Genomic DNA, 14,766 nt, shown 5'->3' on the forward strand with positions numbered 1-14,766 from the left:
CTTTTAAAAATTGTATTCACCGAATACATATTTATCGAAACTGAACTTGGTACCGCCCGGCAGCGTATCGACCAAGCGTTTTGCATTCTTGGCCGAGATAAAAACATCCGCCATCTGATCCTTGCAACGGAACCTCGTTGCCGGGCTCAGTATCGTATTCGCCTTGATTCTGATATGGCGAAAGCTCTTAGCCTTCTCGCTACAAATCAGAAAATGTCGCTCCTGCCGAAAGCCGGAGAGCGGAATATTTAGCCACCATCCTTCATCTCCCGCATATGGCACCACGGTTGACCATTGCGTGTTGCTGTCATTCAGCAAGTTGGCATGCAACTCTTCGTTGACTCGCTTGATCGCTTCGTTTTTTGTCATGTTCTTCTCTGTAATTAAATATCTTGCACGCTATGCACCATGATAGGCGGCTTGCCGCATGGTAAAGTTTTTGCTTGGCAAAATAGAAACAGCCATCATTAACTCGTCGCCTCAGACTGCCTATGGTCTTGGCTTTAATTGAGCATGATGCTGATTGCCGTCAAAAATGTTGATGCTCGGATAAGGGCGTATCCGCAGCGATAAATCAATCGTCGCCCATTTTACTGTTATCTCATGGAGCCAGCCTTGGTAAAAGACGAAACCGAATTCGATTCCATCACTTTCATCAAAGACGGCAAACCACAGGATTTAAAAGATCCTGTGGCATTTCCATTTCTTTATAACGATAACGGCACAGGTGAACAGCACAGTGAGGTGCGTGGGAAACTGATCACCATCGCGCCTGACAAGCCTGATCTTGATCTTGGTAACAAATACTTCAATATCAAACACTCACCCAAAACGATCACCCCCGATAGCGGGAAATCCTACGAAATAACCTTGTTTGATTTCGGTGTCAGGGAAGTGCATTACACGCCTTTTTCCGCGAACAAGGAAAATGTACAAGCCTTCGGCATGACCTTGCTGAAGAGTGGCGAATGTGTGAAGTTTCCATACAAAGGCCTGATCACCAGCGATTTCACCTACGGCAAATGGGCAGGGCATCAATCACCGTATCTTGGTCCGGGTCGTGGTCGCGAACTGCTCCCTATCAACCCGACTGATCTGGAATATCACAATTTTCCGCATGTTTTCTTTTCACGAGCTGGCGGACTACCGTTAGTCATCAGCGTGGCGCGCTGGCGTCCTTACGTAAATGAAATCGCGCTAGCCGATTTATGGGTGAAACCGGGCGATGCCATTGTGTTGCCACCCAAGGTCAAACCGGCACTACCAAGTTGTTCTTCCGATAACGTTGCACGAAGCCTGATCCTCGATCTGCACGGCAACAGAAACTCTGCTCGCGCCTGCTGGTTTATGGAAGGAAACGCGACCTTGCTGACCACTACGATTCTAGGCAACAACGACACGATGATGGCCGAAGCCACCAAGCCGCATTATCACGAAGAAAAAAGTCCAACCAAGCACACTCTGTTGCAACTCTCCGATTTGTAATATTTCGCGCATGCATGGCTTGGTGCGAACACGCAACGTTCCGCCATTTATCAGCGCTCATCTAAGGGCTGACCATGCGCGCACGGCATTTCCTCAGACGACGCATGGTAGAGTTATTCCACCTTACCAAGGAAAATTACACTTTGAAGCTGATTGACGATTTAAATAATCACTCCATCAGAAACGCCATAGAGAAATTGCCTTTAATCGATTGAGTTACAAACCATGACCGATATTGCCGCGAAGATGGAAGCAGATAGCGCCGTCTATAAAACCTTGCTGGAATCCACAAAAGCCATTCCATGGAAAATCGACTGGGCCACGATGAAATTTGCCTATATCGGACCGCAGATAGAAAGCCTGCTTGGCTGGACGCCGTCCAGCTGGGTGGGCGTGGAAGACTGGGCGGCGAGGATACATCCCGATGAAAGAGAGAGCATCGTCAATTTTTGCGTTGCGCAATCACAAGCAGGTGTCGATCACGAGGCAGACTATCGCGCTCTTGCCAAGAATGGCGAAACGGTTTGGATACGCGATGTTGTACATGTCGTGCGTAACGACGATGGCTCGGTCAATTCCTTGATCGGATTCATGTTTGACATCAATGAGCGAAAAAAAACGGAAGCCAAATTAATCGATCTGCAGAAAGAACTGGAAACACTGTCTTTCAACGATGGTTTAACTGGCGTCCCCAATCGACGCATGTTCGATTCGGTCATGGAAATGGAGTGGGCCAATGCAAGACGCAACAGCCAACCGCTCTCCATCATTTTGCTGGATATCGATTACTTCAAACAATATAACGATCACTATGGCCATATTCAGGGCGATCATTGCCTGAAGCAGGTGGCAAAAGCCTTGAGCTCTGCCGCTACCCGATCACACGACTTTTTTGCTCGTTTTGGCGGGGAAGAGTTCATATTGGTGCTCCCCGAAACGAATGAAAAATCAGCCCTCACAGTAGCAGAGCGTTGCCGTAGTCTGATTTTCAAGGAACAGATCCTGCATGAAAAATCCCAGGTCAGCCAGATTTTGAGCATCAGCCTCGGCGTCGGTACGATAATCCCGAGCCATCATGATGAACCCATCAAATTTATTGAAGCCGTCGATAGACGTCTTTATCAGGCGAAAAGAAACGGTCGCAATTGCATCGCGTCCAGCGAGTAAGTTTTACAAACTGTGGCGAAGCCGCACAACAAATGAATATGGGGTTGTAGATATTTTTTGAAGAGCGTAATGTAAAGGTGCAATACAAAACAAACACCACATAAACAATATGAGGGGACATGTATGAACAAAGCTTTTAGCGTATTGCCAAAAATTGCCGCCATCTCTGTATTCGCGGCATTTTCTTTGCCTGCTGCTGCGCAAAGTGCCGGTGACAACATCGTCAATGTGGGTTGGTTTCATTTACGCCCCAACGAATCAAGCGAACCACTCACCTTCACACAACCAGCGGCCGTAGGTACGATCGCAGGCAGTAGTGCCAGCATCAGCAATGCCGACACGCTCGGACTTGCCTTCACTCACTTCTTCACCGACAACTTTGCCCTCACCGCCGACTTGGGCATACCACCAAAATTCAAATTGTATGGTGGCGGCACACTTGCTCCGCTTGGCGAGCTCGGTAAAGCCAGGCAATGGAGTCCGGCAGTCATTGCGAAATGGTATTTCGGCGACAAAAATTCTCAACTCCGCCCATTCGTCGGCCTAGGTTTAACGCGCGTCTGGTATAGCGATGTTGATTTATCTCAGTCACTTCAAGCATCAGCAGCACGTCCGGCTTTTGGTGGCCCAGGCACTGCAACCGCCAACCTTAGCTCATCGTGGGCACCTGTCGCCAATGTTGGCCTGACCTACAATTTCAACGAAAAATGGTCACTCGGATTCTCTGTCGCCTATATCCCGCTTAAAACAGATGCCGAAATTATCGGCAGAAATATGGCCGGAACAGTAATCTCCCGAAGTGTAACGACATTAACAATTAATCCCCTCGTTACATTCCTGTCAGTTGGCTACAAATTCTAAGTTCACTTGACGGCAGGATGATGAAAAACTTGCCTCAAATAAGCCAAGAAAGTTTCATCGGTACATAAAGTCTTACCTGCAGAATCGGACAGCTTGGCAACAGGCTGTCCGTTACATGCCATTAACTTCATCACAATATTCAGCGCTGGCACGCCGGTATCATTCGATAGATTAGTGCCGATACCAAAACCCGTCATCACGCGATCCGCGAAGTGTCGATACAAGGAAAACGCTGTCGGCAAATCCAGTGCATCCGAAAATACAAAACGCTTGTTACTCGCATCCACCCGCAATTTGGCATAGTGCGCCAGCGCCTTTTCGCCCCATACAACTGGATCACCCGAATCATGGCGCAGGCCATCGAACAGCTTGGCGAAGTACAGATCGAAATCGGCAAGAAAAGCATCCATACCAACCACATCAGTCAAGGCTATACCCAGATCACCGCGATATTCCTGTACCCAATCTTCCAGTGCTACTTTCTGAAAATCACGCAGGCGCACGCCAAACGATTGGTAGGCCTGTAGATATTCATGTGCCATCGTACCTATCGGTGTTAATCCATACTTCTTCGCGAAATACACATTTGAACTGCCTTTGAAATACTGCGGCACTTCTTTCGCTAGCGTGATGACAACTTCTTCATGCCATGCAGCAGAAAAACGTCTGCGCACTCCAAAATCAAAAAATTCAAATGGATTCTTCTTTGCGACTTCTTCACCAAATGCGTGCAGCATCTGAATTTTTTCTTGCAGGCGTTTGCGTCCTTCCAGCAAAGAAACCTGTTGATCGAAGCGACGGAAGTAGAGTTCATTGACGATATACAAAACAAAAATCTCAAAACTCATCACATGCACTTGCGGACCGACCGCATGAATGTTCAGCGTCTCGCCATCTGTCGTCACCGTTATGAATTTCCGTTGAAAACGAAACACGGTCAGAAAATCCACGAAGTCACTTTTCATGAAGCGCAAGCTGCGTAAATAAGCCAATTCATCTTCCGCAAAGAAGAGCGTGCATAAATGATCCAGCTCGCGCTCTACATCCGCTTTCAACTCACTTAAAGGATAAACCGGCGTGTTGCGACAGACGAATGCGTACTCCGCCTGTGCATCGGGATGGCTATGCAGCAAGGCCTGCCACATCGTGAATTTGTATAAATCGTTTTCCAACAGGCTGCGGACTATGGGATTCATTTGATTTATGTCAATGTGCGGCCCTGATTTGACCGCTATTGTTTTTAAAAATGTCGCCGATAACAAATATATAGGGTTTTCATCAACCTCTTCCTGTTCCGAAACATTACAGGCTAACTGTTTGAATCAGTTGATTTTAATGTTCGACTGCAATTTGGATGGAATGAGATGCTGCTGTCTGCACACAACATCGTGCAATGCAGCAATTTTGATTCCTGTAGAAATCGTCAGATATACAGTTATGATGTTTCCATCAGGAATGACCGCTAGTTATAGTTTTCGTACAACTTCATCATGGATGGAAGTAAGAAATGAACAGCCTTAAGCGTTATATAGCCAAGCGTGGTGTCGGTGTAAAACTTTCCGCCATATCCTTTTTACTCATTGCTGTGGTCTTCGGTGCATTTGTATGGATCAGCGAGCACGCGACAGCCGATGTGCTGGAGCAACGCGCAGCTGAAGAGGTCAATGCGAAGAGCCAGTTGATACTCGGCATGACCAACGATACTGCACTCATCAAGAGCAAGCTGCTATCGCTTAAAGTCGGCCAGACCGGAAGCTACTATGTACTCGATGCGAATCAAGGCAAAGACTACGGCAAATTGGTTATCGCAGCGAACAAGGAAGGACAAAACATTCTGGCAAGCAAAGCCAGCGATGGCCGCGAATTCATCAAAGACATCCTGAGCAAGAAAGAAGGCCTCATCCGCTATCGCCCCGACGCACAATCAGCTGAACGCATAGCCGCATTCACCTATGCAAAAGATAAAAATTGGGTAGTCGTCGGCGATACCTATGCCTATGAGTTCTCGCAGGACGCCGGCATGTTGCGCAATATTTTCGCTGTTGCGGCACTGGCTGCTGCACTGATTTTGGCGGCGCTGTTATACGTAACCATACGCAAGATGCTGATCACTCCTCTTGCACAAGCAACACAAGCGGCACGCAAGCTCTCTACTGGCGACCTCACTGTCAGGCTGCAAACCAATCGTTCGGATGAAGTCGGCCATCTGCTGAATGCAATCAACGGCATTGGTCAAGGACTGGCCAACGTCGTATGGAATATTCGTAACGGTACTAAAACCTTATCGACAGCAACCAATGAAATCGCCGCCGGCAATCTGGATCTCTCATCGCGTACCGAGCAACAAGCCAGCTCACTGGAAGAAACTGCATCAGCGATGGAAGAGATGACCTCGACCGTGAAAGAAAACGCAGCCAATGCAGAACAAGCTAATCAGTTGGCGCGCACCGCATCTGAAGTAGCAGTCAAAGGCGGCAACGTCGTAGCAGAAGTCGTCAACACGATGGACTCGATCAATCAATCATCGAAGAAGATTGTAGACATCATCAGCGTCATCGACAGCATCGCCTTTCAGACCAACATCCTGGCATTGAATGCAGCTGTCGAAGCCGCACGCGCAGGCGAACAAGGACGCGGCTTTGCCGTCGTTGCAGGAGAAGTCCGCAGTCTGGCGCAACGCAGTTCAGCTGCTGCACGTGAAATCAAATCCCTGATCGAAGACTCAGTCAGCAAAGTACAAAGCGGCAGCAAGCTGGTCGCGCATGCCGGTGCCACCATGAATGAAGTTGTCACCAGCATTCAGCGCGTCGACAACATCATGAGTGAAATCAGTTCTGCCAGCCGCGAGCAAAGCATAGGCATAGAACAAGTCAACCAAGCCATCGCACAAATGGATCAAGTAACGCAGCAGAATGCCGCGCTGGTTGAACAAGCTGCTGCTGCTGCAGAAGCGCTACAAAACCAAACGACAGAATTGAATAATGTCGTCGACGTCTTCAAGATCAAGAATGGCAGCCACGGCACGATGGAAGAAGCAAGCGAGATGGTCATGCGCGCGATTGCATCCCTGCATGCAAACGGCAAGACAGAAACCTTCGCCGAGATCAATAACAAGCTCGGTCCATTCTGCGACCGCGATCTATACGTCGTGGTCTACGATATGCACGGCAAGAATCTGGCGCACGGTGCCAACCCGGCCTTGATAGGCAAGGATTTGATCAATGCCAAAGATGGTGCCGGCAATCTGTTCATTCAGGAACGCCTCTCCATCATCAAGAACCACGGCAAGGGCTGGCAGGATTACATGTTCCTCAATCCCATCTCGAAACAGATGGAAGCCAAATCCATGTATCTCGACAAGTATCAGGATTTGATTATCGGTTGCGGTGTCTATAAAGAAGTAGGTGCGACGCAGCAGGTCAAGCCAGGGCGCAAACAAATTTCGACAGAGAAAAATACTCTGCGGCTCGGAACAGATAAGGCAAACACTCACCACAAGCGTATCGAAAAAGAAGCTGCATAAAAAATATCACTGACGCAATACATGGCGCCGTTTTCCATCCAACAGGAAAATCGGCGCCATTATTTTTCCCCCGATACGCCATATCGCAGTCATCTACTCTCGGCACAATATGAATAAGAGCTTGCTTAAAAAATAAGCAATCCATTCATTCACCAAGATTGTGCATCCTCCGTGGCACAACAATTGCTGTATCGGTATTACTCCGCAGGAGAGAGGGGTTTTCCCCCGCCGAAGGTGCATCCCCATAATCACTCAGGCAACAACAACTGCGGCGTAATTTGGCCGATCTGGAGAGAGGTTGCGAATAGTTGGTACGCAACCCACCGAAGGGGAAAGCGAGCAATGCTCGCGAAACTCTCAGGTAAATAGGACAGCGGGGCGGCTAATTATTTGACGCAAGTAATCCCTGCATGTCACGTCTCGGCCCTATCCGTAGCAAACCATTTATTCTGCGCGGCATCGTCACGATGATTCCGCCGAGACCGCTTGCGTCCTTGTTCACTTTCAGGATGATCAAATGAAAATTGTTAATAGCCTCGCTTTAATCCTTTCCGCCGGTCTGTTCGCAGGTGTCGTGCATGCCCAGGAGCTCACAGGTACGCTCAAAAAAATCAAGGACACCGGCATGATCACGCTGGGTGCGCGCGAATCTACCGCCCCATTCAGCTACAACCTGGAAGGTTCGCAATTCGTCGGCTATTCAGTCGACATCATGATGAAGATAGTCGATCATCTGAAAACCGAATTGAAGATGCCGAATCTGCAATTCCGCATCATGCCTTTCACCGCGCAGAATCGTATTGCATTGATGCAGAACGGCACGCTCGATCTGGAATGTTCCACCACCACCAATACCGAAGATCGTCAGAAGCAGGTTGCCTTCTCCAACAGCATCTTCATCATCGGCACACGTCTGCTGACCGCCAAAGATTCCGGCATCAAGGATTTCGCTGATCTGAAAGGCAAGAATGTTTCCACCACTGCAGGCACCACCTCGGAACGTTTGCTCAACAAGGTCAATGACGAAAAAAATCTGGGCATGAACATCATCGCTGCCAAGGAAAACGGGCAGGCATTTTTATCTGTCGATAGCGGGCGAGCGGTGGCCTTCATGATGGACGATGCCATTCTTTACGGCGAACGCGCCAAATCCAAGAATCCAGAAAAATGGCATGTCGTCGGCACACCGCAATCGCGCGAAGCTTATGGCTGCATGATGCGCAAAGACGATGCCCCATTCAAGAAATTAGTTGATGGCGTAGTTGCCGATTTGATGAAGTCCGGCCAGATCATGCCTATCTATAAAAAATGGTTTGAGAATCCTATTCCTCCACGCCAGTTGCAACTCAGCTATCCGGTGTCGGATGACGTGAAAAATCTGTACGCCCATCCGAACGACAAAGCCATTCAATAAGCAAGTCAAACGCATGCATAGGGAGGGCGGCATGTCGTATGCGTCGCCCGGCTTTGCAACGCCTGTATCAAAAGTAACAGCTAAGGAAACATCATGACTTATGACTGGTATTGGGGAATTTTTCTCGAATCGGCCAATGGACGCGAAACTTATTTTGACTGGCTGCTGTCCGGCTTCTGGACCACCATCAAGATGGGCGTGTTGGGTTGGATACTCGCCTTCGTACTGGGTTCCATTCTCGGCGTTATGCGCACCGCCAACCATCGCTTTCTATCCTTCATCGCGACGGCTTATGTGGAAGTGGTACGCAACGTGCCGCTGATTGTGCAATTGTTCCTGTGGTATTACCTCGTACCAAAATTTCTGCCTGAGACTTGGCGTGCATGGTTGTTCTCTCAACCACCGGCCACGACGGCATTCGTGACAGCAACATTAGGCCTGGGATTTTTCACCGCAGCACGCGTATGCGAACAAGTGTATTCCGGCATTCAATCGGTACCGCGTGGTTTGCGTAATGCGGCGCTGGCAATGGGATTTACCACGCCGCAAACCTATCGCTACGTGCTGCTGCCTATCGCTTACCGTGTGATCCTGCCGCCCATGACGTCGGAGATGCTGAGTATTTTCAAAAACTCATCCATCGCAGCAACGATAGGCGTGATCGATCTGTTTGCCCGCACACGGCAATTAAATGATTACACCGCACGCGCTTATGAATCCTTCATTGCCGTCATCGTGTGCTACTTCATCATCAACCTGACCGTCATGCTGGCGATGCATTTGCTGGAGAAGCGCATGCGCATTCCCGGCACTGCAGGAAATTAAGGAGACATCATGCTTGGTCTGGATTTTAGTATCCTCACGCCGGAAGCCATCAGCGTGTTGGTCGAAGGCATGCTGGTGTCCCTAAAGGTAGCTGGCACTGCACTGGTCGTCGGCTTGATATGGGGCACGCTATTGGCAATGATGCGGCTGTCGCGCTTCCGCGTGCTATCGCTATTCTCTGCGGCTTACGTCAACTTCTTTCGCTCCATGCCTTTGGCGATGGTCTTGCTGGGTTTCTATCTGGTGGTGCCGCAGTTGCTCAAAAGTTTGTTCTGGGTACCGCAGACGATGGATACACGCATGTTGTCTGCACTGATTGGCTTCGCCTTGTTCGAGTCCGCTTATTACGCAGAGATCATGCGTGCCGGCATACAAAGCGTATCAAAAGGGCAGCTCGCCGTTTCCTACGCATTGGGTATGCGTCCTATGCAAGCGATGCGTCTGGTCATCTTGCCGCAGGCATTCCGCAATATGTTGCCGCTGCTCTTGATGCAATTGATCATTCTGTTTCAAGACACTTCGCTGGTCTACATCATCTCGCTCGCAGATTTCTTCACTAGTGCCGAAGGTATAGGTGAACGCGATGGTCGCGTCGAAGAAATGATGCTGGTAGCCGGCGCAACTTATTTCATTATTTGCTTCACCGCGTCCATGCTGGTCAAGCGCTTATCAGGAGCAAAAAAATCATGATCGATATTTATCGCGTATCGAAGTGGTATGGCAATTTTCAAGTATTAACCGATTGCTCGACGCAGATTGCCAAAGGCGATGTAGTCGTCGTCTGCGGTCCATCCGGTTCGGGAAAATCAACTCTGATCAAAACCGTCAACGGCCTGGAACCCATCACCACCGGCAAGATCATGGTCGATGGCATCTCGGTCAATGCACACGGCACCGACTTGCCCAAGCTGCGCTCGCGCGTCGGCATGGTGTTCCAGAACTTTGAATTGTTTCCACATCTATCCATTCGTGAAAATCTGACGCTCGCGCAAATACATGTCTTGCGACGCAGCAAGGAAGAGGCGATGGAAAAAGGCATGTTGTATCTGGAACGCGTTGGTTTGAAAACGCAGGCTGATAAATATCCAGGACAACTATCCGGCGGACAACAACAACGCGTGGCAATTGCACGCGCCTTGTCAATGGACCCGATCTGCATGCTGTTCGATGAACCGACTTCAGCACTCGATCCGGAAATGGTGAATGAAGTGCTGGATGTCATGGTGGAACTCGCACAAGAAGGCATGACCATGATGTGTGTCACACATGAAATGGGATTTGCCCGTAAAGTAGCGGATCGCATCATCTTCATGGATAAGGGCAGCATCGTCGAAGATTGCAGCAAGGAAGATTTTTTCGGCAATCTGGAAGCCCGCTCGGAACGCGCCCAACAATTCCTCTCCAATATTCTTGCGCATTAATTCTCTGTATTCATTCTGCACCTTAAGGGAACACATGAGTCACAACGATTTATCTTCCACCTTCACATCAAATATTCAAGCTGCACCGGCTGCAACAGGTGATCTTCTCGATAGCGTGGATACGCCAGCGTTGTTAGTCGATCTCGATGCATTTGAAGACAATCTGGCGCGCGTACATACACGCATCCTGCAAGCAGGGTTGCAGGTGCGTCCACATGGCAAGGCACACAAAAGTCCCGCCATTGCGCATAAACAAATCGAAGCTGGTGCCCATGGCATCTGTTGTCAGAAGGTAAGCGAAGCAGAAGTCTTCGTCGATGCAGGCATACAAGATGTACTGATCACGAATCAAATTGTCGGCATGCGCAAGGTTGATCGTCTGGCTGCACTGGCCGGTCGAGCACACATTGGTGTTTGTGTCGATCATCCGATTCAGGTCGAGCAACTCGGCGACGCCGTAGTAAAAGAAGGCACACATATTGACGTATTAGTTGAAGTCGATATCGGTCATGGCCGTTGCGGCGTAGCCAATGCGTTTGAAGCAATCGATCTCGCACGCACCATCCAGCAATATCATCCGCATCTACGCTTCGTCGGCATACATGCCTTCCGTGGTTCGGCGCAACACATGCGTCAACCGCAAGAGCGTGCCGCCGCCGTTACTAGCGCAGTGGAAAAAGTACGCGGCATCGTGCAGGAACTGGAAGCAGCAGGCTTCGCGTGCACTACGATTACCGGCGGTGGCACCGGTACCTATATGCATGAAGCGAGTTCTACCTTGTACACCGAAGTGCAACCAGGCTCGTATGTATTAATGGATACCGATTACGCAGCGAACAAGCTGGAAGAAGGCAGCACGCCTTTGCAACATGCTCTGTTCGGTTTATGCACAGTGATCAGTGTGCAAGCTGGCCATGCAGTGCTGGATGGCGGCTTGAAGGCATTTGCTGTCGATCAAGGATTGCCACGTATTCAATTAGCAGGATGGTCGGTCAAAACATTGTCGGATGAACATACAGTGATCATCCCCGACGATACTGCCACACCATTGCACGTCGGTGACAAAGTCAGATTGATTCCCAGTCATTGCGATCCTACAGTCAATCTGCATGATTGGCTCATCGCATTTCGCGGAAAAACAGTAGAACATGCGTGGCCAGTATCGGCGCGTGGCGCTTTGTTTTAACATCTGGCGATACTCTGTAGAAATTCATCAGCGCGCTGACCTTACGCATAGATGCAAAGCACTGCGTAACTCAGCGTGCTAAGATGAACCATACTTCAAGGAGGTCGCCATGGCTGTGAAAAAGCTGAGCAAGCAAGAGTTTCTGGACGAACTCAATCGCAATCTGAAAGATCATCCCGGCTACGAAGACTGGATGCAGTTCGTGCCACCGCCGGAAGGTGTAGAGCCGGATACGGTGGAAGGATTCGAACGCGCCGGGCCTGAACCGCGTCACTCGCTCTATGATCTGGTTGCCTTGAAAGTAGGCGAAGCCTTCGAGATATTTCCGAAGTAATTCGCGAACATTCTTCCCGTCATAATTGCGTATGAAAGACGGGAAGAGTGATATCGGAATTAAGGACACACACTAGAATTAAAACTACGCAGCTGTAGTTTTGCTTGTTGAACAAGAAAAACTATTTCTTGTCGTCAGTACTTAAACCAGTATCCCGCGCGCATAGGCCCAATGGTCTTTCGGATGCGGTCTAGCTTCACCTTCATCCATCAAATACGCTTCCGTCACTTCACGCGGGAAGTATTCCAGATGCACCCAGAAGTTCTGCGTCTTCCCCTGGAAACCTGCCGAGGCAGTTTCACCAGAAATGGAATCCTGATACCAGACTATCTGTATGTGCTCCAACTCCACTTTTTTCATTTTGATCCTCTTCAACTATGGCTGCCATTATTCTACGCTGCGACCATAATGTTGTATGCCATTTGGATCAAACTGATGCCCATTTACGTTGCAGAAATGTTCACTATTGCTTTACTAGGCTGATGCAGAACCATCCGCCACGGTAAATCCTATCGTCGTCACATTCGCATTGCTGGCGGCAAACACCGTACCACCATGCATCAGGGCAATTGCCTGAACAATCGCCAAGCCGAGGCCGTGACTGTTGCCGCTATCGGTACGCGCCGAATCGACGCGATAAAAACGGTCGAATAAACGATCCAGATGATGTGAAGCGATCGGTACACCTTGATTGCTGACATTAATCACCACATCGGTAGCGGTTTTTTCAATGTGTATGCGTATCGTTGAATTGCGATCGCAATGCTGGATCGCGTTATACAAGAGATTGGTAATGGCACGACCGAACAGCGAACGGTCTATGCACGCATCAGCATCGCCATCTATCACCAAGGACACGCCGGCATCTTCGACCAGCATATCGAGGAACTCTGCGCTCTTGGCTACTTCTGCCGCTATCGATGTCAGTTTCAAATTATCGGCACGCATACCGCGATCAGCTTGCGCCAGGAAGAGCATGTCGTTGATGATAGTGCGCAAGCGCTCCAGTTCTTCCAGATTGGATTGCAAGACTTCCGTCAATTCTTCTGCCGAACGCTCACGCGACAAGATCACCTGCGTCTGACCAATCAGATTACCTAGCGGTGTACGCAACTCATGCGCCACATCTGCATTGAATGTCGACAATTGCACATACGCCTGCTCAACACGATCCAGCGCACCGTTGAACGACAACACCAAACCATTGAGTTCGCTCGGCAGATTACGCGCTGGCAAACGTTCGGCCAGATTCAGCGGACTCAATTTTTCCGCGTGACGCGATAGCTCATCGACTGCCGCCAAGCCGCGCCGCGCAATCCACCAACCCAGACCCGCAACGGCAACGACACAGAAGAAAAAGGCAAATACCAATCCCGCATTAATCGCACGCGCAGTTGTATCAAAAGCGCTGGCATCCATACCCACCGTCAACAACACGGCCGGCCTGTCTTCGTATGCAGCAACTTCGCCGCTGATCGTCAGATAAGTACGCGTCGCCGTCTCGATACGACGCATGCGATTGCCTTCATTGCTGACCTGCGCATCTGCGGCAAATGGCGTACCAAGTCGATACTGCGGATCCTTGCTTTCAACCAGGTAAACAACGCTGCCATCCTGCGGCACGAGGTCGACCATTTTTTCTTCCAGCAACGTCCATCTATGCGCGTTGTTGATGCGCTTGACGATGATGTTTTCTACAAAATCGAAACGCGTATTCAACTCCTGCAACTGATGCCGACGCAATTCTATGCACTGGAATTGATACAAGGCATAACCGGTGATGGAAAACACCAGCGTCGCCGCCACCGCGAACATCAAGGCAAGGCGGCGTGCAATCGAATGTGTATTGACGGATAGTTTCGCGCTCATACGCCAGCCTCGTTACGTTCTTCCAATAGATAACCCATGCCACGTATCGTGTGCAGCAATTTGATGTCAGACGGCTCATCCAGCTTGGCGCGCAGACGCTTGATCGCAACTTCAACCACATTGGTATTGCTGTCGAAGTTGACGTCCCACACCATTTCGACGATGACGGTTTTCGACAAAACTTGACCGCGATGCCGCGCCAACGCTGCCAGCAAGGCGAACTCCTTGGCCGTAAGATCAAGTCGACGCGTACCGCGCATTGCGCGTCTTGCCATCAAATCTATATGCAGATCGGCAATACGAATATGTGTCGACTCCTGTGGACGACCGCGGCGGCTCAGTGCCTGCAAGCGTGCCAGCAATTCAAGAAAGGAAAACGGTTTGACCAAGTAATCATCGGCACCACTCTGCAAGCCATGAATGCGATGATCAACTTCACCACGCGCAGTCAGCATGATGACCGGCGTACTCTTGTGCAGTCGCAAAGCCTGCAAGACCTCGATACCATCACGGCCCGGCAACATGATGTCGAGCACGATGGCATCGTAGTCACCGGTCAATGCCAGATGCTGGCCATCGATACCGTTACTCGCGACATCAACTGCATAGCCTTGCTCAGTCAATCCGCGCTGCAGGTAGGCGACTGTCTTTACCTCATCTTCAACCAGCAGGATTTTCATG

At 49.8% G+C, this 14,766-nt stretch carries 15 protein-coding genes and 1 riboswitch; of the genes, 10 read left to right on the plus strand and 5 right to left on the minus strand.

Annotated features, from left to right (window positions below; genetic code table 11):
- Positions 1-3: 3 nt before the first annotated feature.
- A complete protein-coding gene (locus BQ6873_RS11315) occupies positions 4-369 on the minus strand; it encodes a hypothetical protein (protein ID WP_076592733.1) in 366 nt (121 codons plus the stop codon).
- 246 nt (positions 370-615) lie between these two features.
- Between BQ6873_RS11315 and BQ6873_RS11320 the strand changes: the two genes are divergently transcribed.
- The 3 genes from BQ6873_RS11320 (at position 616) to BQ6873_RS11330 (ending at position 3,513) form a co-directional block, all read left to right on the plus strand.
- Positions 616-1,485, plus strand: a complete 870-nt coding sequence (locus tag BQ6873_RS11320) for a hypothetical protein (RefSeq protein ID WP_157889156.1) — start codon at positions 616-618, stop codon at positions 1,483-1,485.
- 225 nt (positions 1,486-1,710) lie between these two features.
- Positions 1,711-2,652 (plus strand): GGDEF domain-containing protein, encoded by a 942-nt coding sequence (locus BQ6873_RS11325; RefSeq protein ID WP_076592735.1) that lies wholly within the window; start codon positions 1,711-1,713, stop codon positions 2,650-2,652.
- 123 nt (positions 2,653-2,775) lie between these two features.
- Positions 2,776-3,513: an OmpW/AlkL family protein gene (locus tag BQ6873_RS11330; protein ID WP_076592736.1), complete on the plus strand. Its 738-nt coding sequence runs from the start codon at positions 2,776-2,778 to the stop codon at positions 3,511-3,513.
- Between the two features lie 2 nt (positions 3,514-3,515).
- On the opposite strand, the gene pncB is transcribed toward BQ6873_RS11330, so the two are convergent.
- Positions 3,516-4,709: a nicotinate phosphoribosyltransferase gene (pncB, locus tag BQ6873_RS11335; protein ID WP_076592737.1), complete on the minus strand. Its 1,194-nt coding sequence runs from the start codon at positions 4,707-4,709 to the stop codon at positions 3,516-3,518.
- A 311-nt stretch (positions 4,710-5,020) separates the two neighbouring features.
- On the opposite strand from pncB, the gene BQ6873_RS11340 reads away from it, so the two are divergent.
- From BQ6873_RS11340 to BQ6873_RS11370, 7 genes are all read left to right on the plus strand, one after another.
- Positions 5,021-7,036 carry a methyl-accepting chemotaxis protein gene (locus BQ6873_RS11340; protein ID WP_076592738.1) on the plus strand — a complete coding sequence of 672 codons (2,016 nt, stop codon included), beginning with the start codon at positions 5,021-5,023 and terminating at the stop codon, positions 7,034-7,036.
- Between the two features lie 277 nt (positions 7,037-7,313).
- A riboswitch (glycine riboswitch) is annotated at positions 7,314-7,418 on the plus strand.
- Between the two features lie 135 nt (positions 7,419-7,553).
- Positions 7,554-8,450 (plus strand): glutamate/aspartate ABC transporter substrate-binding protein, encoded by an 897-nt coding sequence (locus BQ6873_RS11345; RefSeq protein ID WP_076592739.1) that lies wholly within the window; start codon positions 7,554-7,556, stop codon positions 8,448-8,450.
- A gap of 93 nt (positions 8,451-8,543) precedes the next feature.
- A complete protein-coding gene (locus BQ6873_RS11350) occupies positions 8,544-9,275 on the plus strand; it encodes an amino acid ABC transporter permease (RefSeq protein ID WP_076592740.1) in 732 nt (243 codons plus the stop codon).
- Between the two features lie 6 nt (positions 9,276-9,281).
- A complete protein-coding gene (locus tag BQ6873_RS11355) occupies positions 9,282-9,965 on the plus strand; it encodes an ABC transporter permease subunit (protein WP_407928084.1) in 684 nt (227 codons plus the stop codon).
- On the plus strand, positions 9,962-10,696 hold the full coding sequence (locus BQ6873_RS11360; RefSeq protein WP_076592742.1) for an amino acid ABC transporter ATP-binding protein: 735 nt from the start codon (positions 9,962-9,964) through the stop codon (positions 10,694-10,696). Before BQ6873_RS11355 ends, BQ6873_RS11360 begins: the two co-directional genes overlap by 4 nt.
- 34 nt (positions 10,697-10,730) lie before the next feature.
- Positions 10,731-11,882, plus strand: a complete 1,152-nt coding sequence (locus BQ6873_RS11365) for a DSD1 family PLP-dependent enzyme (RefSeq protein ID WP_076592743.1) — start codon at positions 10,731-10,733, stop codon at positions 11,880-11,882.
- Between the two features lie 109 nt (positions 11,883-11,991).
- Positions 11,992-12,216 (plus strand): hypothetical protein, encoded by a 225-nt coding sequence (locus tag BQ6873_RS11370; RefSeq protein WP_076592744.1) that lies wholly within the window; start codon positions 11,992-11,994, stop codon positions 12,214-12,216.
- Positions 12,217-12,357: 141 nt separating this feature from the next.
- Here BQ6873_RS11370 and BQ6873_RS11375 read toward each other — a convergent pair whose 3' ends face one another.
- From BQ6873_RS11375 to BQ6873_RS11385, 3 genes are all read right to left on the minus strand, one after another.
- The gene (locus BQ6873_RS11375; protein ID WP_076592745.1) at positions 12,358-12,576 is read right to left on the minus strand and encodes a hypothetical protein; all 219 of its coding nucleotides are present in this window, start codon (positions 12,574-12,576) and stop codon (positions 12,358-12,360) included.
- Positions 12,577-12,690: 114 nt separating this feature from the next.
- Positions 12,691-14,085 (minus strand): heavy metal sensor histidine kinase, encoded by a 1,395-nt coding sequence (locus tag BQ6873_RS11380; protein WP_076592746.1) that lies wholly within the window; start codon positions 14,083-14,085, stop codon positions 12,691-12,693.
- Positions 14,082-14,765, minus strand: coding sequence for a heavy metal response regulator transcription factor (locus BQ6873_RS11385; protein WP_076592747.1), 684 nt, complete (start codon positions 14,763-14,765; stop codon positions 14,082-14,084). Before BQ6873_RS11385 ends, BQ6873_RS11380 begins: the two co-directional genes overlap by 4 nt.
- Position 14,766: the final 1 nt, after the last annotated feature.

Source organism: Herminiimonas arsenitoxidans, from assembly GCF_900130075.1.
GTDB lineage: Bacteria > Pseudomonadota > Gammaproteobacteria > Burkholderiales > Burkholderiaceae_D > Oxalicibacterium > Oxalicibacterium arsenitoxidans.